The sequence below is a fragment of the Streptomyces sp. NRRL B-1347 genome (assembly GCF_000720325.1).
Classification (GTDB): Bacteria; Actinomycetota; Actinomycetes; order Streptomycetales; family Streptomycetaceae; genus Streptomyces.
On the sequence record NZ_JOJM01000004.1, the window covers coordinates 234,895 to 257,789 of the forward strand.

At 72.0% G+C, this 22,895-nt stretch carries 28 protein-coding genes and 1 pseudogene; 11 read left to right on the forward strand and 18 right to left on the reverse strand.

Annotation, left to right across the window (positions count from 1 at the left end):
- Nucleotides 1–49: 49 nt before the first annotated feature.
- Nucleotides 50–304, forward strand: coding sequence for an EF-hand domain-containing protein (locus IG74_RS0106470; RefSeq protein ID WP_030671046.1), 255 nt, complete (start codon nt 50–52; stop codon nt 302–304).
- 17 nt (nt 305–321) lie between these two features.
- Here the strand turns inward: IG74_RS0106470 and IG74_RS0106475 are convergent, their stop codons facing one another.
- Nucleotides 322–849 (reverse strand): GNAT family N-acetyltransferase, encoded by a 528-nt coding sequence (locus IG74_RS0106475; protein ID WP_030671049.1) that lies wholly within the window; start codon nt 847–849, stop codon nt 322–324.
- Nucleotides 850–1,028: 179 nt separating this feature from the next.
- Between IG74_RS0106475 and IG74_RS0106480 the strand changes: the two genes are divergently transcribed.
- A complete protein-coding gene (locus IG74_RS0106480) occupies nt 1,029–1,442 on the forward strand; it encodes a rodlin (RefSeq protein ID WP_030671052.1) in 414 nt (137 codons plus the stop codon).
- 82 nt (nt 1,443–1,524) lie between these two features.
- Here IG74_RS0106480 and IG74_RS0106485 read toward each other — a convergent pair whose 3' ends face one another.
- The 4 genes from IG74_RS0106485 to IG74_RS0106500 form a co-directional block, all read right to left on the reverse strand.
- On the reverse strand, nt 1,525–2,634 hold the full coding sequence (locus tag IG74_RS0106485; RefSeq protein ID WP_030671053.1) for a hypothetical protein: 1,110 nt from the start codon (nt 2,632–2,634) through the stop codon (nt 1,525–1,527).
- Between the two features lie 11 nt (nt 2,635–2,645).
- Complete coding sequence (locus tag IG74_RS0106490; protein ID WP_030671054.1) at nt 2,646–3,716, reverse strand: hypothetical protein; 1,071 nt, start codon at nt 3,714–3,716, stop codon at nt 2,646–2,648.
- 121 nt (nt 3,717–3,837) lie between these two features.
- Nucleotides 3,838–4,458 (reverse strand): L-threonylcarbamoyladenylate synthase, encoded by a 621-nt coding sequence (locus IG74_RS0106495; protein WP_030671055.1) that lies wholly within the window; start codon nt 4,456–4,458, stop codon nt 3,838–3,840.
- 19 nt (nt 4,459–4,477) lie between these two features.
- Nucleotides 4,478–5,119, reverse strand: a complete 642-nt coding sequence (locus IG74_RS0106500; RefSeq protein WP_037824596.1) for a response regulator — start codon at nt 5,117–5,119, stop codon at nt 4,478–4,480.
- On the opposite strand from IG74_RS0106500, the gene IG74_RS0106505 reads away from it, so the two are divergent.
- Nucleotides 5,085–5,498, forward strand: coding sequence for an SDR family NAD(P)-dependent oxidoreductase (locus tag IG74_RS0106505; protein ID WP_234334241.1), 414 nt, complete (start codon nt 5,085–5,087; stop codon nt 5,496–5,498). The two genes, IG74_RS0106500 and IG74_RS0106505, sit on opposite strands and share 35 nt — an antisense overlap.
- Before the next feature lie 48 nt (nt 5,499–5,546).
- On the opposite strand, the gene IG74_RS0106510 is transcribed toward IG74_RS0106505, so the two are convergent.
- Nucleotides 5,547–5,804, reverse strand: a complete 258-nt coding sequence (locus tag IG74_RS0106510) for a hypothetical protein (RefSeq protein WP_158857495.1) — start codon at nt 5,802–5,804, stop codon at nt 5,547–5,549.
- Between the two features lie 170 nt (nt 5,805–5,974).
- Here IG74_RS0106510 and IG74_RS0106515 point away from each other — a divergent pair, with 170 nt between their 5' ends.
- The 3 genes from IG74_RS0106515 (at nt 5,975) to IG74_RS0106525 (ending at nt 8,362) form a co-directional block, all read left to right on the forward strand.
- The gene (locus IG74_RS0106515; RefSeq protein WP_234334242.1) at nt 5,975–6,382 is read left to right on the forward strand and encodes an XRE family transcriptional regulator; all 408 of its coding nucleotides are present in this window, start codon (nt 5,975–5,977) and stop codon (nt 6,380–6,382) included.
- Between the two features lie 152 nt (nt 6,383–6,534).
- On the forward strand, nt 6,535–6,789 hold the full coding sequence (locus tag IG74_RS0106520) for a hypothetical protein (RefSeq protein ID WP_030671060.1): 255 nt from the start codon (nt 6,535–6,537) through the stop codon (nt 6,787–6,789).
- A 343-nt stretch (nt 6,790–7,132) separates the two neighbouring features.
- A complete protein-coding gene (locus tag IG74_RS0106525; RefSeq protein WP_030671062.1) occupies nt 7,133–8,362 on the forward strand; it encodes a cytochrome P450 family protein in 1,230 nt (409 codons plus the stop codon).
- Between the two features lie 218 nt (nt 8,363–8,580).
- Here IG74_RS0106525 and IG74_RS0106530 read toward each other — a convergent pair whose 3' ends face one another.
- The 3 genes from IG74_RS0106530 to IG74_RS0106540 are packed head-to-tail and all read right to left on the reverse strand — an operon-like array spanning nt 8,581 to nt 10,481.
- The gene (locus IG74_RS0106530; protein ID WP_030671065.1) at nt 8,581–9,132 is read right to left on the reverse strand and encodes a hypothetical protein; all 552 of its coding nucleotides are present in this window, start codon (nt 9,130–9,132) and stop codon (nt 8,581–8,583) included.
- 60 nt (nt 9,133–9,192) lie between these two features.
- Nucleotides 9,193–9,786, reverse strand: a complete 594-nt coding sequence (locus IG74_RS0106535; RefSeq protein ID WP_030671067.1) for a TerD family protein — start codon at nt 9,784–9,786, stop codon at nt 9,193–9,195.
- A 59-nt stretch (nt 9,787–9,845) separates the two neighbouring features.
- Entirely contained in the window at nt 9,846–10,481 is a 636-nt protein-coding gene (locus IG74_RS0106540) for a hypothetical protein (protein WP_030671068.1), read from the reverse strand.
- A gap of 354 nt (nt 10,482–10,835) precedes the next feature.
- Here IG74_RS0106540 and IG74_RS0106545 point away from each other — a divergent pair, with 354 nt between their 5' ends.
- Nucleotides 10,836–11,240, forward strand: a complete 405-nt coding sequence (locus IG74_RS0106545; protein WP_030671070.1) for a BlaI/MecI/CopY family transcriptional regulator — start codon at nt 10,836–10,838, stop codon at nt 11,238–11,240.
- Nucleotides 11,241–11,246: 6 nt separating this feature from the next.
- Nucleotides 11,247–12,182 carry a M56 family metallopeptidase gene (locus IG74_RS0106550; RefSeq protein ID WP_030671072.1) on the forward strand — a complete coding sequence of 312 codons (936 nt, stop codon included), beginning with the start codon at nt 11,247–11,249 and terminating at the stop codon, nt 12,180–12,182.
- Nucleotides 12,183–12,204: 22 nt separating this feature from the next.
- On the opposite strand, the gene IG74_RS53245 is transcribed toward IG74_RS0106550, so the two are convergent.
- The 3 genes and pseudogenes from IG74_RS53245 to IG74_RS0106565 all read right to left on the reverse strand — a co-directional run bounded on the left by IG74_RS53245 (nt 12,205) and on the right by IG74_RS0106565 (nt 14,233).
- Nucleotides 12,205–12,954, reverse strand: coding sequence for a MarR family transcriptional regulator (locus tag IG74_RS53245; RefSeq protein ID WP_030671074.1), 750 nt, complete (start codon nt 12,952–12,954; stop codon nt 12,205–12,207).
- 257 nt (nt 12,955–13,211) lie between these two features.
- Nucleotides 13,212–13,691, reverse strand: a pseudogene (locus IG74_RS53255) (hypothetical protein); the annotation flags it as partial.
- Nucleotides 13,692–13,786: 95 nt separating this feature from the next.
- A complete protein-coding gene (locus tag IG74_RS0106565) occupies nt 13,787–14,233 on the reverse strand; it encodes a nitroreductase family deazaflavin-dependent oxidoreductase (protein WP_030671078.1) in 447 nt (148 codons plus the stop codon).
- 191 nt (nt 14,234–14,424) lie between these two features.
- Between IG74_RS0106565 and IG74_RS50865 the strand changes: the two genes are divergently transcribed.
- Nucleotides 14,425–14,661 (forward strand): hypothetical protein, encoded by a 237-nt coding sequence (locus tag IG74_RS50865; RefSeq protein ID WP_030671081.1) that lies wholly within the window; start codon nt 14,425–14,427, stop codon nt 14,659–14,661.
- A 60-nt stretch (nt 14,662–14,721) separates the two neighbouring features.
- Here IG74_RS50865 and IG74_RS47750 read toward each other — a convergent pair whose 3' ends face one another.
- The 5 genes from IG74_RS47750 to IG74_RS0106595 form a co-directional block, all read right to left on the reverse strand.
- Complete coding sequence (locus tag IG74_RS47750; protein WP_051854630.1) at nt 14,722–15,171, reverse strand: GNAT family N-acetyltransferase; 450 nt, start codon at nt 15,169–15,171, stop codon at nt 14,722–14,724.
- Between the two features lie 117 nt (nt 15,172–15,288).
- Nucleotides 15,289–16,308 carry a hemolysin family protein gene (locus IG74_RS0106580; protein ID WP_030671087.1) on the reverse strand — a complete coding sequence of 340 codons (1,020 nt, stop codon included), beginning with the start codon at nt 16,306–16,308 and terminating at the stop codon, nt 15,289–15,291.
- Entirely contained in the window at nt 16,305–17,663 is a 1,359-nt protein-coding gene (locus IG74_RS0106585) for a hemolysin family protein (protein ID WP_030671090.1), read from the reverse strand. Before IG74_RS0106585 ends, IG74_RS0106580 begins: the two co-directional genes overlap by 4 nt.
- 424 nt (nt 17,664–18,087) lie before the next feature.
- The gene (locus tag IG74_RS0106590) at nt 18,088–18,663 is read right to left on the reverse strand and encodes a TerD family protein (protein WP_030671093.1); all 576 of its coding nucleotides are present in this window, start codon (nt 18,661–18,663) and stop codon (nt 18,088–18,090) included.
- Nucleotides 18,664–18,775: 112 nt separating this feature from the next.
- On the reverse strand, nt 18,776–19,399 hold the full coding sequence (locus tag IG74_RS0106595; RefSeq protein WP_158857497.1) for a hypothetical protein: 624 nt from the start codon (nt 19,397–19,399) through the stop codon (nt 18,776–18,778).
- Nucleotides 19,400–19,769: 370 nt separating this feature from the next.
- On the opposite strand from IG74_RS0106595, the gene IG74_RS0106600 reads away from it, so the two are divergent.
- On the forward strand, nt 19,770–20,996 hold the full coding sequence (locus IG74_RS0106600) for a trypsin-like peptidase domain-containing protein (protein ID WP_030671100.1): 1,227 nt from the start codon (nt 19,770–19,772) through the stop codon (nt 20,994–20,996).
- Nucleotides 20,997–21,141: 145 nt separating this feature from the next.
- Here IG74_RS0106600 and IG74_RS0106605 read toward each other — a convergent pair whose 3' ends face one another.
- Entirely contained in the window at nt 21,142–21,909 is a 768-nt protein-coding gene (locus tag IG74_RS0106605) for an SDR family oxidoreductase (RefSeq protein ID WP_030671103.1), read from the reverse strand.
- A 127-nt stretch (nt 21,910–22,036) separates the two neighbouring features.
- Here IG74_RS0106605 and IG74_RS0106610 point away from each other — a divergent pair, with 127 nt between their 5' ends.
- Nucleotides 22,037–22,861 (forward strand): helix-turn-helix domain-containing protein, encoded by an 825-nt coding sequence (locus tag IG74_RS0106610; protein WP_030671106.1) that lies wholly within the window; start codon nt 22,037–22,039, stop codon nt 22,859–22,861.
- Nucleotides 22,862–22,895 lie beyond the last annotated feature (34 nt).

Sequence of the window (22,895 nt, forward strand, 5' to 3'; positions counted from 1 at the left end):
GGACGGCGGGTCGGGCTCGCCCGCCGACGAGGGAGATGAGGGCGCAGTGATGAGTGAGAAGGCCCGGAAGCTGTTCGAGGCACTGGACCTCGATCACAACGGGACCCTGACCCGCGAAGAGGTGATCATCGCCTTGCGGACCAAGGGCCCGTCCCTGGCCGCCTCCGGGGACCTGCCGTTCTGGGGGCTCGGGGACGTCGACGACTCCTCGGCGCTGTTCGACGCCGCCGATCAGAACGGGGACGCGGTGCTGACCCTGGAGGAGTTCTCCGCGGTGGTGGACCGCCGCTTCGGCTGGCGCTGAGGCGGGCCCGCCGCCGGTCAGAGGCGCTTGCGGTACCAGCGCTCGGCGTAGACGTCGTCGTTGTGCCGCGCGGTCCTTTCGTAGCCGTTGCGCTCGTACAGCGACCACGCCTCCGTGAGGTCGCTGCGGGTGTCGAGCAGGACGGCCCGGGCCCCGAGCGCCCGGGCCGCGTCCTCGGCGGCCGCCAGGAGGACCGGGCCGCCGCCGGTGCCGCGGGCTTCCTTGCGTACGAAGAGCCGCTTGAGCTCGGCGGCCGGTTCCTGCCCGGCCACGCCGCCACCCGTGAAGAGGCGCACCCCGGCCGTGCCCGCGGGCTCTCCCCCGTACCGGCCGAGGAGGAGCACCCCGGAGGGCGGGGCGAGCGTGGCGTGGTCGTTCGCCGCGACGACCTCGCGCTCCAGCTCCTCGGGCGGGGTGTCCCGCCCCTCGTGCACCTGGAACCAGCGGTCGCTCATCTCCGTGTAGTACGCGCGCCACAGGGCGAGCGCGGCAGGAGAGTCGGCGGGCTCGGGGGAGATGGTCCAGGCAGTCGTCATGGCGGACATTCTCGGATGACGGGGCCGGCGCCCCGCAACCGGATTCCGACCGGGCCGCGGACGCCGGTGACACGGGTCGCTCCGGTGGGCCGTCCGAGCGAAGTCGAGCAACCACTGCCCCGCGCGGCAGTTACCCAGGGTGCTCCTGGACAGGGGCTGAGCCACGGCTTATGAGAAGGGAAACCCTTGTGCTGAAGAAGGTTATGGCGGCCACCGCGGTCACGGCGTCCGCAGTGGGCATGGTCGGTGCGCTGGCACCCGCCGCGAACGCCATCGGCGACGACCACGGCACCACCTCGAAGAGCGGCAACGGCGCGTCGGAGGCGTTCGGCAACTCCGACACCCACGGCGACATGAGCCTGCAGGGCTCCATCGCCCAGGGCACCCTCAACAAGCCCTGCATCGGCCTGCCCGCCAAGGTCAACGCCGGGGCGATCGTGGGCATCTTCGTCCCGGTCGCGGTCCAGGACATCCCGGTCCTGTCGGCGCCGCAGAACCAGCAGTGCACCGAGAACGCGACCCAGGCCAAGGGCGACGAGCCGGCGTCGCACATCCTGGACGACATCTCGGCCCTGTCCGGCAACGGCGCGGGCAACGGCTGACGTTCCCCCGCCCCTCCGCCCCAGCGGGCCGCCACCTCCCCTCGGCGGCCCGCTGCGCTGTGCGCGCTTGCCCAAGTCCTGCTCAGTCGAACCGCAGGATGCGTGGGGTGAAGGTGCTCTCGGGGCCGCCGGCGCGGCCGACCGACCACACCGTCGACGTGCCCGGCACCGGTGCGAGGCGCAGCAGTGAGGAGTCGCTCTCCCCGGCCACCGTCGGTTCGTCGTACTCCGTGAAGGACTGCCCGTCCCAGGCGAGGAAGTCCGGCCCCGGGACGATCGGCGGCACGCCGCCCGGCGGGGCGAACTTCTGCGAGCGGGTCACCGCGACCCAGCCGAGCGAGCCGGACGCGGTGGGGGTGAGCGAGGTGACCGAGCCGAAGTTGGTGGGCATGACGACCCGGTTCCACGCCTGCCCGTTGAAGCGGGCCAGCAGGGGCGGAATGGGGCGGCCCGGCGGGCCGCCGATGAACCCGCCGGTGCCGCCCGCCCAGACCTCCGTCGGCGAGACCGCGAGGACACTGCCCACGGCCGCGCGCGGGAACCCGTACACGATCGTCTGCTGCCACTCCTGTCCGTTCCAGTGCGACACGGCCGCCCCCGCGTCGCTCGCGCCCGCGGCCCAGACGTCGTCGGCCGCCTTGACGTGCAGCCCGTACACGGTTCCCGGCGGCACCGGCATGTCCTGCCAGCCGCGGCCGTCCCGGCGCAGCAACGCCTGCGCGCCGCCGCGCGAACCGATCAGCCAGGTCTCGCCGCCGCCCGTGAAGACCTTGGTCAGGGCGACCCCGCTCGGCGGCCGGCTCTCGCGCCAGGCGGTGCCGTTGGAGCGGAGCAGGCGCGAGCCGCCCGCCGAGTCGCGGCCGACCGCCCAAACTTGCTTCGGCGCGGTCGCGGCGACGGAGAGCAGCTCTCCCTGCCAGCGGATCCCGCGCAGGCCCTGGCGCTGCCACTCCTGTCCGTTCCAGCGCAGCACCAGCGGGAAGCCCGGTGCCTCACGGCCGACGGCGTCGGTACCCACCGCCCACGCCCGGTCGGGCCCGACCGCCACGGCCTCGTTGAGCCCGGCCTGCGGGCGCACCTGCGCCGGGACCGGTACGTGTTGCCAGGACGAGGTCTCCGCCGCGGCCGAGGACAACGCGGTGACGAGGGTCATGGCCACCGCGAGGGCCGCGACGGACAGTCTGCGTGCCATGCGTGCCATGGTCAGCCTCCCCGCTTCTCGCTCATCAGGTTCGGTTTCGAGCCGTAGATCTCGACGGTTCCGAAGGCCAGGAGAGAGGACCCGACCCGCGCCAGCGCCCGCGGCTTGACGGCGATCGCGTTCGTACGGTTCGGACCGTAGGAGTAGGTGACGCGGGTGCCGTCCACCCGCGCGTACTTCGACTGGAACGCGCGGTCGCTGCGCAGCGGCAGCCACAGCGCGCCGTCGGGGCCGCGCACCATGCCCTCGGTGTAGGTGTCGCCCAGCGGCGGGTAGGTGGTGCGCCAGGCGCTCCCGTTCCAGGTCATCAGGTAGGTGCGGGCCACGCCGTCGGTGTACTGGCTGCCGCCGAGCGTGGCCCGGCCGGACGGTTCGAGCAGGATGGTGTGCACGTTGCTGTTCGACGGCAGCGGCACCTTCGCGTCCCGCCACGCCGTGCCGTCCCAGTGCAGGACGGTGGTCCCGGTGGTGGTGCTCGCCCAGGCCCAGACGTCGTCGGCCGTGCGCGCGGTGATCCCCATCAGGTACAGCACGCCTTCAGGCGTGGACTGCGTGGTCCAGCCGGAGCTGTCGTAGTGCAGCACCTTGAGGCCGGTGGAGTCCTCGCCGACCACCCACGCGGCGCCCGGTACGGCGGTGAAGTCCTGGTAGGTCCACAGGGTCTGCGGCAGCGGGACGGCGCTCCACTTGCCCGCCGCCGTCCGGCGCAGGATCTCGCCCTCCCCGGCGCGGTTGTGCAGGGCCCACATCTCCTCGCCGACGAACTCCACCTCGCGGATCCAGCCGGGCTCTCCGGCACCGGGGAAGGTGCTGTCCCGGCTCCACGCCGAGCCGTCCCACCGGTACAACAACGGCCGCAGGCCGTCGGAGGCGTGCTCGTACGCGGTCGCCCACACCTCGCTCGGCCCGCGGGCGGCGATGTCGGACGCGGTCACCGGCGGGGGAGCCGCCGGAACCGCTACGTCCGACCAGCCCGGCCTGCCCGCGGTGGGCGGTGCGTCAGCCGCGGCCGGCGACACCACCGCGGCACACGCGAGGACGAGACAGACAACGACCGCACGGAGACCGTTCACCAGACCCCCCAGAACGCGAAGGCGGCACACGGTATTGGTATTCACCCGGTCGTGAACAGACGTCATTCGGCCGTTCACGGCCCCCTGTGCGGCTCTACCGTGTCGTGGGACCCGCCCGGCGCTACTCGAAGCGCGAGGTGTCGCCCGCCCCTCGGCGCACGATCGTCACCTCGCCGTCGGAGAAGTCGATGACGGTCGTCGGTTCCGTACCGCAGTCGCCGGAGTCGACCACCACGTCGACCTGGTGGTCGAGGCGCTCCTTGATCTCCCAGCCCTGGGTGAGCGGCTCCTCCTCGTCCGGCAGGAGCAGGGTGCTGGAGAGCAGCGGCTCGCCCAGCTCGGCCAACAGGGCCTGGGTGACGGCGTGGTCGGGGATCCGCACCCCGACGGTCTTCTTCTTGGGGTGGAGGAGCTGGCGCGGCACCTCTTTGGTGGCGGGCAGGATGAACGTGTAGCTGCCCGGCGTGGCCGCCTTGATGGCGCGGAACACGTCGTTGTCGAGCCGTACGAACTGCCCCAGCTGGGCGAAGCTCTCGCAGACGAGGGTGAAGTGGTGCCGGTCGTCGAGGTTGCGGATCGCCCGGATCCGCGCGATGCCGTCACGGCTGCCCAGCTGGCAGCCGAGGGCGTAGCAGGAGTCCGTCGGGTACGCGATGAGCGCACCGGAGCGGACGCCGTCGACCACGCTGGTGATGCTGCGCCGCTGGGGATTGTCCGGATGCACGTCGAAGTACCTCGCCATGGACGCCGAGTCTAGGCGATCAGGGCGTCCGCGGGGCGGCGAGACCTGACTGGACCGCGAGGACCGCGAGCTGGATGCGGTTGCCGCAGCACGTCTTGGCCATCAGGTTCGCCACGTGCGTCTTGACCGCGGTCACCCCCAGATGCAGCCGTTCGGCGATCTCCTTGTTGGCGAGGCCCTGGCCCAGCAGCCCCAGCACCTCCCGCTCGCGCGCGGTGATTCCGGCGGGAAGAGCGGGAGGGGCGGCGTCGGTCGGGCCGGCTGGGGGCGTGCCGGTGTGCAGGGCACGCGCGACGATGCGGTCCAGGGCGCCCCGGCTGAAGGGCGCTTCGCCGCGGGCCGCGCGGCGCACGCCGTCCAGGAGCTGCGGGGGAGGGGTGTCCTTCACCAGGAAGCCGCAGGCCCCGGCGGTGAGGGCCGGGTACAGGTGATCGTCGTCGAACGTCGTCAGCGCGAGGACCCGGGTGGCGGGGCGGGCGGCCGTGATGCGCAGGGTGGCGGTGATGCCGTCCACTCCCGGCATGCGCAGGTCCATCAGGATCACGTCGGGGGTGAGGCTCCCGGCCAGGCGCACGGCGGCCTGACCGTTCTCGGCCTCGCCGACCAGCAAGTACGAGGTCGAGCACATGCTGAAGGCCGGGTACGGGGTGATCTTCTGCACCTCGTCATCGGCGGCCGAACAGGCCCGGCCCGACGGCGGCGCGTACACGGCGAGCAAGCGGGCCGTCCAGGGCATCGTCAAATCCGCCGCGCTCGCCTACGGCCCCCACGGCATCCGCGTCAACGCGATCCTGCCCGGCACCACCGACACCGCCTTCGTCCGCCCGCCCGGCATCCCCGACGCGGACTGGGCCGCCTACAAGAAGGCCTTCGGTCCGCTCAACGTCGACGGTCTGGAGCGCATGGCCGAGCCCCAGGAGATCGCCCGCGCCGTCCTCGCCCTGGCTTGGGACGACTTCCCGTACATGACCGGCGCCTCCGTGGCCGTGGACGGCGGGAGCACGGCCGGGCGGAAGATGGTGCGGCCCACGGGGGCGTGACGCCGATGCGCGCGAGGGGCGGGCAGAGACGAAGGGAAGCGACCCGCCCTAGTCGTGGTAGTCGTGGATGCGCCAGCCCACGCCGGGGAGCTCCTCGAAGAGCTTGGCCGCGACGAGTTCCTCGGCCAGCCGGCGCGGTGCCCGGGTGTCGACCACGTGTCTCAGCTCGCCCGGGGTGATGACGCCGTCGGCGAGGTTCTCCGCCGACCAGCAGACCGCGGAGACGTAGAGGCGGAATGCCTCATCGGACAGGAACCGCACCCTCCAGTTCCACGGGAACCGTGCATCGAACTGTGCCCACGGCATCGGCGCTTCTTTCGTCGGCGTTGGCTGCCCCTCAGCTGTGCTCTTCTCGTATACAGGATGTCTACGCAAGCACACACAACTTTGCTGATTCGCGCCATGGCGTGCGGGGCGGCGTCCCCGCGCCTCACGCACAGGCATGGGCAGGCCGACGAGCAGGCAGGATGAGCCTCATGGGCGAGCAGGAGCGGACGGACTTCAACGACCTCGTGCGCGAGCGCAGGGCCGAGCTGGGCATCAGCCTCCGGGAGTTGGAGGCCAGGGCTGTGGATCCGGAGGCCGGCGAACGGGCCCGGTTCGGGTGGATCTCCAAGGTGGAGAAGCGACGGCCGGTCGACGCCCCGCCCCCGGCCCTGCTGCGCGCCCTCGCGGTGGGTCTCGCGCTGCCCCTGCGGGTGCTCCAGGAGGCCGCGGCGGCGCAGTTCCTCGGCATGACCTCGTACGTGTGGAGCGAGGACCGCACGACACGGGTACTGGCCGCGCACATCGAGGAGATGACGGACGCCGAGCGGCGGCAACTGGCGGACATCGCGGAGTCGTTCGCCCGCAGGCGCGCGCGGAGTGAGGGCGCGCCGGGGTAGCGCGGGGCGCTCGTACGCGGCGATTCGCTCTGGCCCGCCGGGCGCCCGGTGTGGCACAGTCGGTGACCCGCCGCCTGGGGGGCGCAGTCGGATACCAACCGCTCGCGGCCGCGGCCGTGCGGCGGTGACGAATGTGGCCGTGAGGGGCTGGGATGGCAGACGAGGACGCGCAGCGAACTGGTGAGCCGGGCGAGTCGAGCGAGCCGCTGGCGGAGTTCGACATGGAGTTCGTGGACCAGCTGCCGGGCGGCAGGGTCGTGATCCCGGTGGAGAGCCGGGGGCGGTTCACCTGGCTGGTCGCGCGCGGGCACGTCTCGGAGCAGGCGCGCCGGGAGTTCGTGCAGGAGATCCAGCACATCGTGGGGCGCGGTCTCTGGCGGCAGAACTGGCCCGCTGAGACGGACTAGTTCCGTCCCTCGGGGCACATGGCGGCGCGTCGCAGGCCATGCGGTCGCACCCGAAGCGCAGGGCACGTACGACGCCGACGCCTCCGCACTCGGCGCCGCCTTCGCCATCCCCCCGGGACGCGGCCGGGTCAACGCCCCCGCTTCCATGCCCAATTGGGGCCCCTGCCCGCAGGAGGGGGGACCCGCCCGGGCGCACGGACTGACCCGCCGTCAAGTCCGCGCCAGGGAACGCGGGGCGTGCGCGCCCCCTCGGCCATCCTGGCCGGGGGAGCGTCCGCCGATCGGCCGCAGCGGCATAGCCTGGCGCTTTCGCGCCTCGTTTCCGCCGCTGAAGGAGACCGGTATGACCGCCCAGCCGATCGTGCTCGACCCGACCGGAAACCAGCGCCACGCCGAGGACCGGCGCCTGCGCGCGCACGGGCCCGCCGTCCGCGTGGACGTCCTGGGCGTGACGGCCTGGGCCGTCACCGACCCCGACCTGCTCAAGACGTTGCTCACCAGCCCCGACGTGTCCAAGAACGCCCGCTCGCACTGGCCCGACTACGAGAAGACCGTGGCGACCTGGCCGTTGGCGCTCTGGATCGCGGTGGAGAACATGTTCACCGCCTACGGAGCCGATCACCGGCGGCTGCGGCGCATGATCGCCCCGGCCTTCAGCGCCCGCCGCGTCGCCGCGCTCGTCCCGGCCGTCGAGGACATCGTCACCGGCCTCGTCGACGACCTGGCCGCCCAGGCCGACGTGCCCGGCGGCGCGGTCGTCGACCTGCGCGAACACCTCGCCTACCCGTTGCCGATCGCTGTCATCGGCCACCTCATGGGCGTCCCCGAGTCCCGGCGCCCCGCCTTCCGAGCCCTGGTCGACGGAGTCTTCGACACCACCCTGACCACCGAGGAGGCCACCGCCAACGCCGCCCGCCTGTACGAGACGGTGGACGAACTGATCGCCGCCAAACGGGCCGACCCCGGTGACGACATGACCTCCCTGCTCATCGACGTCCGCGACGACGAGGGCGACGGCAGCCGCCTGTCCGACAACGAACTGCGCGGCACCCTGATCCTCATGATCAGCGCCGGGTACGAGACCACCGTCAACGTCATCGACCAGGCCGTCACCGCGCTCCTGACCCGCCCCGAACAGCTCGCCCACCTCCGCGCGGGCCGCGCCGACTGGAGCGACGTCGTGGAGGAGACCCTGCGGCATGAACCCGCGGTCGCCCATCTGCCCCTGCGCTACGCCCTCACCGACATCCCCCTGCCCGGCGGCGGCATCATCGCGGCGGGCGAGGCGATCCTGGCCTCGTACGCCGCCGCCAACCGCCACCCCGCCTGGCACGGCCCGAGCGCCGACGCCTTCGATGTCACCCGCGCCCTGAAAGACCACTTGGCCTTCGGCCACGGCGCCCACTTCTGCCTGGGCGCCCCCCTCGCGCGCCTGGAGGTCGCCACGGCCCTGCGCGCCCTCTTCGCCCGCTTCCCCGACCTCGAACTGGCCGTCCCCGCCGCGGACCTGCGCCCCTTGGCCTCCTTCATCTCCAACGGCCACAAGGAACTGCCCGTACGGCTACGTGCGTGAGAGCGCAGGCCGGTGCGGACCGGGCGCGCCCCGCTCCCCGTCATCGACGGGGAGCGGGAGGCGGGCTCACTGCCGAACCCACCCATGACCGTAGTAGCCAATGGCGTGCGTCACTAACCGACGGCTGACGCCGTACCAGGGCCGTCAGTTCGGCCGACGCGTTGCCGAACTCCCTCCGACCGCCGTCCCGACGTGGGGAGCACCGGCCTCTTGGCAGCTCAGTGGCCGCCCTTCGGCTCGAAGCAGCCGGTCTCCAGGTACGGGCCGTTGACAGCGACCTGGTAGTTGGTCGGCTGGGTGAACGCGGTGACGCAGGCGTCAGCGCGGACAAGGAAGGCGATCTGGGCGCCTTCGGGTGTGACGTAGTGGTCGGTCTCGAAGCGGGAGTCCATCGTCAGCACGGCGAGCGTTCCGAGTTTCTGCTCGGAGCCGACGTTCCGGTAGCCCCGTTCGACCAGCGCCGCGCGCACCCTCTTCACGTCCCACACCTTGGCCTTCCAGAGGCGTTTGAGGACGGGCTCGATGCGGGCGGCTTCCTTGCGGGCGGTCTCCTCGCTCCCGGGGGACATCTCCTTGGAGGCCTTGAAACCGTTGTTCTCGCGGTAGTGCGGGGCTCCGTCGTGGGAGTCGGGCTCCACATCGCCCCGCGCGGGACCGGCGGTGGAGCCGGTCGCCGACGTGCCGGTTGCCTGCTGACCGCAGGCGGTCAGGGTCAGGGCGGTGCTCAGGAAGAGAGTTGCGGCCGTACGTGTGGATCTGGATGTCCCCATACGGAGGACTCTGCCACGAGCACCGACCCGACCTGCAATGTCCCGGTCAAGCGGGGTGGTTCACAGGTGCTGCGCGACCGACGGCAGCAGGTCCTGGAAGGTGCGCCCCGACGCGGGCTCGCCGATGGCCTTCAGCTGCCAGCCGGAGGGGGTGCGGTGGACCTTCGCCATGATCTGGGCGGTGTGGCTGCCGCCGCCGGTGAGGGTGTAGCGGGCCAGCTCGTGACCGGTGGTCTCGTCGACCAGACGGCAGAAGGCGTTCGCCACCTCGGCGAACGTCTGCCCGGTGAAGGAGTTGACGGTGAACACGATCTGCTGGACGTGGCCGGGAACGCGGGCGAGGTCGACCAGGATCGCCTCGTCGTCACCGCCCTGCCCCGCCCCGCCGACCAGGTTGTCGCCGGTGTGGCGGATCGAGCCGTCGTCGCTCGCGAGGTGCTGGAAGAAGACGACGTCGACCGGCTGCCCCTCCGCGCTGAACAGCACCGCGGACGCGTCGAGATCGATCTCGCGGCTGCCGGTGAGCTTCGCCAGGAATCCCTTGCGGGGCGCGGCCTGCCAGCCGAGCCCCATGCGTACGGCGGTGAGCGCGCCCCCGTCGGCCTTGCTCAGGCTGATCTGCTGACCCTTGGACAGATTCACGGGTGTGGACATGGAGAGTGCTGCCTTTCGTCGGTGCGGTGCGGTGCGGGTGTACGTGTACGTATACGGGGTCAGTCCGCGCGGGGCGGGCTGACGGTGAGCTGTCGGCGCAAGTAGGGCAGCAGGCCGTGCTCCAGGAGCGCCTGGTGCCAGGCGGAACGGGCCTGCTCGGCCTCCGGGTTGCGCAGCGGCAGAGGGTGGTCGAACGGCGGTCGCGCTCGGCTGCGCAGCGCCGTGACCAGCAGGGCGCAGAGCCCGATCCCGGTGCTGACCGCCGTCGCGAGAGCGCACACCCATCCGGCGGTGACGAGCGTCGTCGCCGCCTGGCTCCGGGGCGTGGCGAAGCGCAGCCCGTACCCGAACACCAGGAACACCGTGGCCGCGACGGCTGAGATCAGCGGGGTGAGCACACCGAGGGCGGGCAGGAGGGCCCGGGTGCCCTGGGGCGTCGGCGGGTTCCCGGCGGGCGGAGCGCCCGTCGCGGTCGTGGGCATCACGTCCGCCCGTGCGCGCAGATAGGTCCGGTACTCGGCCGCGGCCGTGGCCGCTATCCCGTCCGCGTCGGCCAGCGCCCGGGCCCTGAGCCGAGCCGTGTCGGGCGCGACCGGGGACTGGGCGAGGGCGGTACGGATCTCCGTGACGTCCAGGGCGAGGGCGAGGACCCACGCGAAGTCGGCCCGGTCCTCCGGGCGCAGGCGCAGGGTCACGGCCGTCTCCGGCGGGCCCGGCGGCAACGGCGCTCCAGGCGCGTCTCGTCGTGAGGCATCACTGTCAGCCACAGGCCCCGAAGTCCGGCGCGATACCGCCTCCGCACGGCGAAACTCCCATGGTTAACTCCCCAGTTGAATGGCCGACGGCCTGGTGGCCGGCCCCGGGCACAAGAATCTACAGCAATGTAGAACTGATGGGTGAGGCGGCGGGCGGCCACGCACGACGGAATCCGGCCCGGACGACCCCGTCGCCTCCCGGTGGATCAGTACGATGTGCGCGCGCCTCGGGAAGCGCGCGTACCGGCACGGGTACGGGTACGCATACGGGACCGGGGCCGAAGGGAGCTGGGCATGGCGGACGGCGGACGTGGTCAACCCGAATCGCGACACCGGCGGCGCGGACAGGGCGAGCTGGAACTGCTCGTCCTGTCGTCGCTGCGCGAGGCCGACGAAGCCGTGAGCGCGGCCTGGGTCAAGGACCGCCTCGGCGGCGACCTCGCGTACACGACCGTGATCACGATCCTCACCCGGCTGCTCGCCAAGGGGGCGGTGACCAGGGAGCGCGTGGGCCGGTCGTTCGTGTGGACCCCGGCATCGGACGAGGCGGGGCTCGCCGCGCACAAGATGCGCAAGGTGCTCGACGGCGAGCAGGACCGCGAAGCGGTCCTGGCCAGCTTCGTCACGACCCTGTCGGCCGAGGACGAGCGGGTGTTGCGGGACCTGTTGCGCGACGCCGAGACGGGGCGGGAAGACTGACGCCTGATGGGGCTCTTCATCTTTCTGCCGCTGGTGCTGCCGCTGACGGCCTGGCCGGTGGCGCGCCTCGCCGAGCAGCGGCTGCACCCGCGGCTCGCCACGCGACTGCTCACGGGGGTGGCCGTGGTGATGGCGACCTGCAGCACGGTCAGCCTGGGCCTGCTGATGGTGGTGGGCACGGCGCAGCTGCCCGGCAACCCGCTGCCCGACGGCTGGTCGGACCCCGAGGTGCGCGAGGCCGTACCGGGCGAGGAGGTCGTCGGCAAGGTGGCCATCCCCGTCCTCTTCGTGGTGGCCGCGGGCTGCGGACGCACCCTGTGGCGGCACCGCCGGGTGCGCCGCCGGGCCCACCGGGCGCTGGTCGGCGCCCCCGACACGACCGTCGTGGTCCTGGACGACCGCGTTCCGTACGCGTACGCGCTGCCGGGCGGCAGAGCGCGCGACCGGATCGTGGTGTCCGAGGGGCTGCTGTCCTGTCTCCAAGGTCCGCAACGCCGGGCCCTGTTCGCCCACGAACGGGCCCACCTCGCCGCCCGGCACCACCGGCATCTGCTCGCGGTGCAACTGGCGGCCCGCGCCAACCCCTTCCTGCGGCCGCTGCGGACGGCCGTGTCGTACACCACCGAGCGGTGGGCCGACGAGGAGGCCGCCCAAGCGGTGGGCGACCGCAGAGCCGTGGCGCTCGCGATCGGCAAGGCCGCGCTGGTCTCCAAGGGTGCCCCGGCCCCGACCCTCGCCGGGCTGGCTGCCCCCGGGCCGATCCCGCGCCGGGTGGCCGCCCTGCTGCGTCCGGCGCCCGCGGCCCGCAGCTGGCCCTCGGTGTTCACCTCCGTGGGGCTCGCCGCGTGGACGGCGGCGGTGGGGACGGTGGCCTCGGCCATGTCCTCGGCGAACTCGACGGTGACGATGGTGCTGATCCTGCACGCGGCCACGCCCTTGTGAGCGTTTCTGCCGCGCGGAGCCTTCAGGAGTCGGTGTGGCCGGCGGTGTGTGTGGCCTGCTGGGCGGCGCGGATCTGTGGCCATTGCTCCATCCACTGGAGGAGGCCGCGGCTCACGTGTTCGAGGAGCTGGCCCAGGCCCGTCAGCCTGACTCCGGCAGGGGTTTCAGGGCCGAGTACACCGGCTCCCTTGTAGGCGGTCTGGGCGAGGGCCGCGTTGCGTCGGCAGTTGTCCACGATGGACCGGAACAGGATGTCGTCGCCGATGATGTAGCGGTCGTTGCGATGTCCGGCCTCGCGCTCCCGGCGGATGATCTCCTGGTTCTCCAGCTGGCCGACGGCTTTCGAGACCGATGCCGGACTGACGGCCAAGCGCCGGGTGAGGTCGGCGGCGGTGACGCTGCCCGAGTCGGTGACGCAGAGGCAGGCGAGCACGCGGGACATCATCTGCTGCAGGCCTATGGCCATGAAGAGCTGGACGAGCTCCTGCTCGTAGTCGTGCACGGCGTCCATGTTCCGGCCGTAGGCGTCGCTGGGGGGAGCGGCGACCGCGGGCCTGCCACCGCTTGCGGGGCGGTTTCGCCGGACGCGACCTGCCGTACGGTGTGCGCGGTCCGCGCGGTACTCGTTGGGGCCGCCGTTGCGCATCACCTCCCGGGTGATGGTCGACGTCGGCCGCTCCAGGCGCTTGGCGATTTCGGAGTACGACAGCCTTTCGGCCAACCCTGCAGCGATGTGACGCCGGTCCTGCTGCGTCAGTCTGGCTCCCGGCATGGATCCTCATCTCGTGCGTACCTAAGACACCGGGCCAGTGTGCGTTCGGATTCATTCCATTGCAATGCTCTTCGCCTCTTCATTGCATTAACTCACAGGGCTCATGCATCAGTTAAGCCTCGCTGAGCTGTAGAGATGTCCGCGTTGCTGTTCTCCAGGAGTTGAGCGTGACTTGAACGCAACGTAGCTTTCGCTCGGCCGCGAAGAGAGCCCTGAGGCTGGCTGTCCGGTGTCAGGGCCCGGGACAGGTGTGTGTAGAGGGCGGCCTCCTCCAGAGCCAGCGCCTTCCGGCTGGACTTCGTGAGTGCCCTGCGCAGCTGATCGCTCGGGGCGAGCCCCCGCAGGACGAGCGGGGGTGCCGCCTGCTCGGGCGTCCGGACGCGGGCGAACTCCTGGCAGGAGCCAAGCCAGCGGTGCCCGTCATGCACGCGAACACGGCCCCGGTGCCCCTCGGGCGGGCCTTCGTAGTCGTCCAGGCCGGAGAGCACGAGGGCTTCTGACCCACGGGGCCCACGGGGCGCCCTGATGCGCTCCGCGTCCTCCAGCAGCCATGGATCAAGAGTCTCGTCGTCCGGTACCAGCCACACTCGGTCGCCGACCCAGCCGTGCACTTGTGCTTGCGGGACCCAGCCGGACAACTCGTAGATCCCGCGCTCGGGCTCCCCGAACAGCCCGTCCGCCTCGGCGCACGCACCCCAGGCCTGTCCGTGCTCCGTCTCCGTCAGCGTGTACCGCATGCGTCTGCGGTGGTTCTCGTCCTCGTGCACCGTCGGAATGATGCCTCGAACCGGGCCCCTCGGCGAAACCCGAGGGGCCCGGCACCTGACAGGGCCTACTCCCGCACGGGCTCCAGCACGAAGACGGGGATCACGCGGTCGGTCTTCTCCTGGTACTCGGCGTACGGGGGGTACGCGGCGACCGCGCGCTCCCACCACTCCGCCTTCTCGGCCCCGGTGATCTCGCGGGCCGTCATGTCCTGGCGGCCGGAACCGTCCTGGAGCTCCACGTGCGGTTCGGCCTTGAGGTTGAAGTACCAGACCGGGTGGCGCGGGAAGCCGCCCTTCGAGGCCACGGCCGCGTACCGCCCCTCGTGCTCCACGCGCATCAGCGGGACCTTGCGGATCTTGCCGGTCCTGGCGCCGCGCACCGTGAGGACGACGACGGGCAGACCCGTGTCCCAGAGCGTCGTTCCCCGCGTACCGCCCGAACTCTCGTACAACTCGACCTGCTCGCGCACCCACTGCGCCGGACTCGGCTCGTACTCGCCCTCAAGAGGCATCGAGTTCATCCCGTCGTCGCGTACGGACTGTGTCGAGCGGTTCAACAAGGGCACCGCGTGGATTCATCCTCACGGTCCTGCGGGCGGGTGCGGGGTGGGCGTGGCGTGCGTTTTGGCGGGCCTCGGCGTGGTACCCCGTGCAGACGTGCGCCAGGGCGCACACGGGTGCCGAGCCGGAGAAGGAGCACGTCATGACCGATCGCAGGAACGAGACGCCGGGGGAGAGCCCGCACCCCGTCCCGAGGGACCTTCCCGATCAGCAGGCGGACGGCGAGGACGAGCTGTCGGCGGACGAGGGGGAGCACGCGGACCGCGAGGAGCGTGCGGACGTGCCGAGTACGGATGAGCCCGGCGCCCAGCGCCGCGGGGAGGAGGGCTCCACCACCGTGCATCCGGAGCACCTCGAGCCCGATGAGCCGACGGATTGACGGATTGACGGATTGACGGATTGACGGGCTGGCGGGCTGGCGGGTCGGCGGATCGCCGGTTCAGGTTCGCCGCAAGGCTCGGCGTACCCGGCGCCACAGGCGGTCGTAGCGGCCCATGAGGTGGGGGCACGGCGGGGTCCGGGAGGAGAGTTCCGCGCCGGTCTCCGCGGCCATGGCGCGGAAGAACGCGCGTCCCTGCCGGGACTGCATCGTCGTGTTCCACCGGTAGTCGGGACCCTGCGCGAGGGCGGAGTGCAGGGCCTGCCGTCCGAGCCCCTGGCGCTGCCACGTCTCGTTGATCCAGATCCGCTGGATGCGGCCGGTGCGGCAGGTGTGGCAGAGGCGGAAGTCGACCTGGCCGACGAGGGGGCCCCGCTCCAGGTGCAGGGCGATGGCGGAGGGCGCGTGCGGGGTCGCGGGGGCGAGGGCCGTCAGCCGAATCGCCTCGCTGTCCTGCGCGGGGGCGCCGTGCCCCAGAGCGAGCCACGCGCTCAGCAGGTTGGCACGCACGAACCATCCCTCCCAGGCTCCCCTTTTGAGCTACTGAGCCCCGGTATCGTGGCACACCTGCCCACGCGCGGGCATCGGAATCCTGCGAGGTGTACTCCTTACGAGGCGGTCAGGCCATCAGGCCGGCTTCGGCTGCAAATAGCGGGCCAGGAGGTCGTCCAGGGTGACGAGGCCCGTCAGGCGGCCCGAGTCGTCACAGACCACGGCGAGGGAGGCGCGTCGCTGGCGCAGCTGCTCGACCGCGTGGGCCAGCGTGGTGTCCGCCGAGAGCTCGGGCAGCGGGCGGGCCAGCTCCCGCGCGCTGGTGCCGCGCCCCCGGGTCCTGGCGACCAGGGCGTCGCGCGCGTGCACGGAGCCGAGGACCCGGGCGCCGTCGCGTACGAGCAGCCGGGTCCGGTCGTGCTCCGCCGCGACGCGCAGCACGTCCTCGGGCGTGGCCGAGCCGTCGACGGAGGTGATGTCGGCGGCCGGGGTCTGGAGGTCGCCCACCGGGGTCAGCGGCTCCGTCAGGGAGCGGGTGATCAGCTCGGAGTCGTCGCGGCTGATGAGGCCGAGGCGCTGGGACTCGGCGACGAGGTGGGTGAGCTGCTCGCGGTTGTGCACGGACGTCAGCTCGTCGCGCGGCTCGACCCGGCAGAGGCGCACCAGGGCGTTGCTCACCTTGTTCAGGAGCCAGATGAGGGGGCGTACGGCCTTCACCGTCGTACGGAACGCCGGGGTGAGGAGCATCGCGGAGCGCTCGGGGTGGGCGATGGCCCAGGACTTGGGTGCCATCTCGCCGATCACCATGTGCAGGAACACCACGACGATCATCGCGACGGCGAAGGAGACGCCGTAGCTGAGCCCGCTGGGCAGGCCGAGGCGGTGCAGCAGCGGGTCGAGCTCGTGGGAGATGGCGGGCTTGGAGACGGAGCCGAGGCCCAGGGTGCAGACGGTGATGCCGAGTTGCGCGCCCGCCAGCATCAGGGACAGCTCGCGCATTCCGGCGAGCACGGCCTGTGCGCCCCGGCGGCCCTCGGCCGCCGCCTTCTCCACGCGGTGGCGGCGGGCGGCGACGAGCGCGAACTCGGCGGCGACGAAGAACCCGCTGCCGATCAGCAGCAGGACGGTGACGAACAGCGCCATGGGGAAGCTCATGAGCGGGTCTCCTCGGGGCGTGTCCGCTCGTCGGTACTCGGGTCGGGGGCGGGGCGGAGCTCCAGGCGCACGCGCTCGGGGACGTGCCGGTCCAGGGTGCGGACGTCGACGGTCACGCTCGCCCCGTCCGGGAGCGGCAGGGTGAGGTGGTCGCCGATGGCGGGGAAGCGGCCGAGGCGGTCGACGACGAGCCCGGCCACGGTGTCGTAGTCGTCCTCCTCGGGCAGGTGGATGCCGGTGGCGTCGGCGACCTCGTCGAGCCGTCGGCCCGCGTCCACGAGCCATCCCTGGCCGTCGCGGACCGCCACGCGCACCACCTGGTCGGTCTCGTCGGCGATGTCCCCGACGAGCTCCTCGGCGATGTCCTCGTACGTCACGATGCCCGCCACGCCGCCGTGCTCGTCGAGGACGACGGCGAACTCGTCGTCGCGCTCGCGCATCTGCCGTACGGCGTCGGGCAGTTCGAGGGTCTCCGGGAGCAGCAGGGCGGGGCGGGCGAGGGTGGCGGCGGTCGTCCCGGGGAGGCGGCCGGCGGTGGTCCGCATCAGCTCGCGCACGCCCAGGACGCCGGTGACGTCGTCGGGGTGGTCGCCGAGCAACGGGTAGTTGGAGTGGCCGTGGCGGGCGATGAGCCCGACGGCTTCGGCGGCGCTCGCTTCCTTGCGGACGAAAACGGCGTCGACGCGCGGCACCAGGACCTCGCCGAGGGTGCGCTCGGAGAAGTCCAGGGCGCGGTCGAGGAGCGCGGCGGTGTCCTCGGGCAGCTCGCCCCGCTCGTGGGACTCGCCGATGAGGTGGCCGAGCTCTTCGAGCGTGGCGCCGTGGTGCAGCTCCTCGACGGGTTCGATGCCCACGCGGCGCAGGAGCCGGTTCGCGGCCCCGTCGAAGATCCGCACCACGGGGCCGACGACCTTCAGATAGGCGAGGGTGGAGGCGGCGAGGGACTTGGCGAGGCGCTCGGGCACGGCGAGCGCGAGGTTCTTCGGCGCGAGCTCGCCGATGACCATCTGCACGACTGTGGCGACCACGAAGGCGAGGACGACGGAGACGCCGGTGACGGCGCCGTCGGGGATGCCGATGCCGGTGAGGAGCGGCTTGAGCAGCGCGGACACGGACGGCTCGGCGAGGAAGCCGACGACCAGGCCGGTCACGGTGATGCCGAGCTGGGCGCCCGAGAGCATGAAGGAGAGCCGTTCGAGCACCTTCAGGGCGCGGGCGGCGCGGCGGTCGCCCGCTGCGGCCTCGCGGGCGAGTGCGAGCCGGTCGGCGGAGACGTAGGCGAATTCCTGGGCGACGAAATAGCCGGTGCCCACCGTCAGGACGAGGACGGCGAGCAGGCCGAGCGCGGCACTCATCGAACACCATCCCGCTGGGTGCCGCGGTCGGCCGGGTCAGCCGGTGGGGGCGTGGCGGCCGGGGTGGGGCGGGATGGTCCGGGACAGTGTCCCGGGGGGTCCGTCGGTCTGGCGGACAAGGGGTGGCTCCTCGTGCTGGGGTGTGTGCCGGTGCAACGATTGTCATCGCGCCCGAGTTCCCTCGCCACCGCCACCGCTGGGCCCGGTCAGCATCACCGCCACCGCTTGGCCCGGACACCGCCACCGCCACCGCTGGCCCCGGTCATCGCGGGGGCCGCGGCCGCCGCCAGCCCCGGTCGCCCGCCACCGCCGCTGCCACTCTCCGTCACCGTCACCGCCATCGCCGCTGCCACCCGCAAACGCGGACCGGCCCACGCATGACGCGCGTGGGCCGGTCCGGGTGCTACGGGAGGGGCGCCTGGTGTCAGACGTTGACGCCGAAGTCCGATGCGATGCCGCGCAGGCCGGAGGCGTAGCCCTGGCCGACGGCGCGGAACTTCCACTCCGGGCCGTGGCGGTAGAGCTCGCCGAAGACCATGGCGGTCTCGGTGGAGGCGTCCTCGGAGAGGTCGTAGCGGGCGATCTCCTGGTTGTCGGCCTGGTTGACGACGCGGATGAAGGCGTTGCGGACCTGGCCGAAGCTCTGGCCGCGGTTCTCGGCGTCGTGGATGGAGACCGGGAAGACGATCTTGGTGATCTCGGCCGGAACGGTGGCGAGGTTGACCTTGACGGCCTCGTCGTCGCCCTCGCCCTCGCCGGTGAGGTTGTCACCGGTGTGCTCGACCGAGCCGTCGGGGCTGGTGAGGTTGTTGTAGAAGATGAAGTGCTGGTCGGAAATCACCTTGCCGGAGTCGTCGCACAGCAGTGCCGATGCGTCGAGGTCGTAGTCGGTACCCGTCGTGGTCCGCACGTCCCAGCCGAGGCCGACCAGTACGGCGGTCAGGCCGGGCGCCTCCTTGCTCAGCGAAACGTTGCCACCCTTGGACAGGGAAACACCCACTGCTCATCCTCCATCGCTCGTCGCGGCGCGCATTCGTGCGTCGTCCTCCGGCAAGGACGCCTGGTGGACCGCCCGGGTTGCGTCTGCCGACGACGTATCGAACTTTGTACGGTTACCCGGTGTCCTCGGGCCGGACCTCGGTCAGGCAGCCGAGCAGGAACGGCATGACACCGCGTTCGAGGAGGGCCATGTGCCAGGCGGCGCGGGCCTGTTCGATGGTGCCGTCCGGGGTGCGGCGCGCGGTGGTCTCCGGGGCGGCGCGTCGACGCGTCGCACGCCCCTGCGGCCGGGCGAGGTCCGGCAGGGCCGACCCCACCGCCACGGTCGCCGCGATCAGCCCCACGGTCATGAACGCCTCCGGGAGGTACTGCCGTTCGGTGAAGGTGGCCAGGGCCAATCCGGTGAGGAGGAGCACCTCGGCGGTGACGGCCGAGAGCACCGGCACGAGCGTGGAGAGGAGCGCGGCACCGCCGCCCGTACGGCACGCCGCACCGGCACATCGCTTGCGGTGCCTGTAGCGGTCCGCCGCGGCCCGGACGCGCACGTAGCGGGAGTACTCCTCGTCCGCCTTCGCCAGGATCGCGCGGCGTGCCCTGCGCGCTCGCGTACGGAGCTGCACGGCGTTGGGGACGTTGTTGCTGCGACCGGCCGCGTCTCTGAACTCCCGCGACCGCAGGGCCTGTTCGAGGGTGCGCTCAAGGGCGGCGGAACTCTCCGACATCTCGGCGTGAGGCAATGGCTTCTTCCTTCGACGGTGCCCGCGTCCGGCCTGCGGAGACGACGTTCGCCGCAGACTGCTTCCGGAGGGTCATCGCGAAGGAATCTACATCAGTGTAGAAGTGGTGAAGGGGTGGATCGCCGCTAATTCACCGTGATGAAGGGTCTGTTGCGGCCGACGGGGCGTCTCGCGTGCGTGCGCGGGCACCAGGTCATGCTCCGCGGGGATTCAGGGGGCACTGCGGCACCTCATGACACACCGCGGTGTGGGCCCCGGTCGTTCTGCGTGTCGCATTCAGACAGCTGCGCGCTCCTGCGATGCCCGTGAATCCCCGTGCTGTTAGCGTCCGTTGCCGAGTTCAGCAGAGCAGTGACCCCATGGAGGTGACATGCACGATGACTTACGGCGGTTCGGGATCCCGGCCGCCGCGCTTTCGCTTCTCCTCCTGACTTCCCTCGCACCGGGCTCGGCGTCCGCCGAATCCCCGGACAGGGCTCCGCTGTCCCAGGCGGATCTGGACCGGATGACGGTCCGGCAGAAGGCCGCCGTCCTCAACCCGCTGCGGCTCGTCGGCAGTACCGCGCAGCAGGTCGGCAGGGAACAGCGCCAGGACGTGTTCACGGGTGTACGCATCGCGCCCGGCCACCGCACCGTGGAGCTGTTCCTCACCGACCCCGGCAAGAAGGACGCGTTCCTGGCCCGGGTGAAGCGGGCCGCACCCAAGGCCGACCTCGGACTCGTCGAGGTGAAGTCCGCGCCGTCGACCCGCACCGAACTCCTCCGGCACATCAACCGCCTCAAGGGCCTCGGGTCCAAGCTGCCCTTCGAGATCCAGGGCATCGGGCACTCGGTGGACGGCACCTCGATCAAGATCACGGCCAGTGACGCCGCCAAGGCGAAAGCGTACTTCGCCGACGCACCCGCGGCCCGGCTGGCCAACGGCGACACACCGCGCTACGAAGTCCTCCAGGGCCAGCCGCGAGGCACCGACCCCGTGCTGTACACCCGCCAGAACGACTCCTCGCCCTACTACGCGGGCGCGGCCCTCGACAACGCGGGCAGCCCCGAGGCGCGCTGCACGTCCGGCATCCCCGCGATCAGCAACTGGGACGGTCGGCAGTGGCTGGTGACCGCGGGCCACTGCTACGCCGAGGGCGCCAACGTGCACACCAACGGCGGCCGCTACATAGGCAGCGTGTGGCGGGTGCTCCCGCAGGTGGACGCGGCCTTCATCGAGGTCCCGACGTACCGGAACACCTGGGACGGCCTCGACGCGACCGGCTACACCCGGTACCTCAACGGAGTGCGCAGCAACATCGTCAACGACGAGGTCTGCCAGCTCGGTTACAACTCCAAGGTGGTCTGCGGCATCCGCGTGACGAACGTCGAGTACGACCACGGCGGGGTCCTCACGACGGTCGGCGTCCAGAAGGACGGCGCCACGGCCGCGCGCGGCGGCGACAGCGGTGGTCCTGTGATCACCATTAACCACCCCGACTCCCGGGAACTCAACGGAATCGTCCGCGGAGGATGGTCGGGGTCCCCGTCCTGGGTCGTCTGGGTCGACGTGTGGGACATCTTCAACGCCTTCGCGATCAAGCTCAACCCGTCCTGATGCGAGCCATCACGACCGACAGCGCGACATGAACGCGTGACACGAGCGCGTGACACGAAAGCCCCTGGTTGCAGCAGCGTCTCCTCGGCCGTGGTGCGGACACGGCCGAGGAGATGTCAGGCCCCGCGCCGGGCCCGGGCGGGCGTCAGCGCTGATGGGCGGGGCGTACGACGATCTCGTTGACGTCGACCTCGGGCGGCTGCGCAAGGGTGTACGAGACGGCGCCCGCGATGGCGTCGGGACCGATCGAGTGGGCCCGGTAGGCGCGCATGGCCCGCGCGGCACCGGCGTCGGTGATGCTGTCGGCCAGCTCGGAGGTGACCACGCCGGGCGAGACGGTCGTCACCCGGATCGAGGGGTCGGACTCCAGGCGCAGGCCCTCGGTGATCGCCCAGGCCGCGTACTTCGTACCGCAGTAGACGGCGCCGGTGGGCGCGACCTCGTGGGCGCCGATGCTGGCGACCGTGACGAAGTGGCCCGAGCCCTGCGCGGTGAAGACGGGCAGCGCCGCGGCGATGCCGTGCAGCAGCCCGCGGACGTTCACGTCGATCATCCGGTCCCACTCGTCGACGAGCAGGGAGTCGAGGCGCGACAGCGGCATGACCCCGGCGTTGCCGACGAGCACGTCGATCCGCCCGTGGCGGTCGCGGGCCGCCTGGACGAAGGCGGCGACGTCCGCACGGTCCGTCACGTCGAGACGTACGGGCTCCAGAGCGCCCCCGGAACGGGCGGCCGCCCCGGCCGTGCGCTCCGCGAGGGCCCGCAGCCGGTCGGTGCGGCGCGCACCGGCGACGACCTGGTGCCCCTCCGCCACGAGCCGTGCGGCGACGGCCTCGCCGATGCCGCTGCTGGCGCCGGTGACGAGGACGACCTTGCGGACGGGCGGCGCTTGTTCCTCTTGCTGTGTGCTCATGGCACCGAGTCGCTGTGTGTTCACGGCGCCGAGCCTCGCCCGGCCGGAGCGGCCGCGGGAGAGGCGGCGTCCTCCTGGGTGCGGCGCACCCAGGAACAGCACCCGGTGCCGCCCCTAGCATGGCGGCATGGCACGTACGGAGCTCGGCGCCTACCTCACCGCACGGCGCGCCCACGTCACCCCGGCCGAGGTGAACCTCCCCGCGACGGGGCACCGCCGGGTGCCCGGGCTGCGCCGCGAGGAGGTCGCCCTGCTCGCCGGAGTCAGCGCCGACTACTACGTACGCCTGGAGCAGGGCCGGGAGCGCTCGCCGTCCGCGCAGGTGCTCGACGCGCTCGCCGCCGCCCTGCGCCTCGACGAGGACGGCCGCCTGCACCTGTTCCGGCTCGCCGGGCTCGGGCCGCGGGCGCGTGCCGCCGGCGTGCGGGACCGGGTCGAGCCGAGCCTGCTGACGCTCATGGACGCCTGGCCGCACAACCCGGCCGTCGTCTACAACCGCGCGTACGACGTCCTCGCGTCGAACGCCATCGCCGACGCGCTCTTCCACGGTTGGGCCCATTCGCGCAACCTCATGCACGTGGTGTTCACCGACCCCGCCGCCCGCGCCTTCTACCGCGACTGGCACGACGTCGCGCGCGACTGCGTGGCAGGCTTCCGACTCGGCCACGGAGCGGCGCCGGACGATCCGCGCGTCCGGCAGGTCCTGACCGAACTCCTGGAGCTCAGCCCCGAGTTCACCGAGCTGTGGGCCCGCCACGACGTCCGGGGCAAGACTCTCGAACGCAAGCGCTTCGACCACCGCGACGTGGGGCCGCTGACGCTGACCATGCAGACCTTCGACGTCCGCTCGGCCCCGGGCCAGGAACTCGTCGTCTACCACGCCGAGCCGTCCTCACCCGGCAGCGAGGCCCTCGCCCTCCTCGGCTCGCTGGCCGCCTCGCACCGGGCGTGAGCGCCCCCTGTCAGGGGACGAGTCCGCCGTGTCC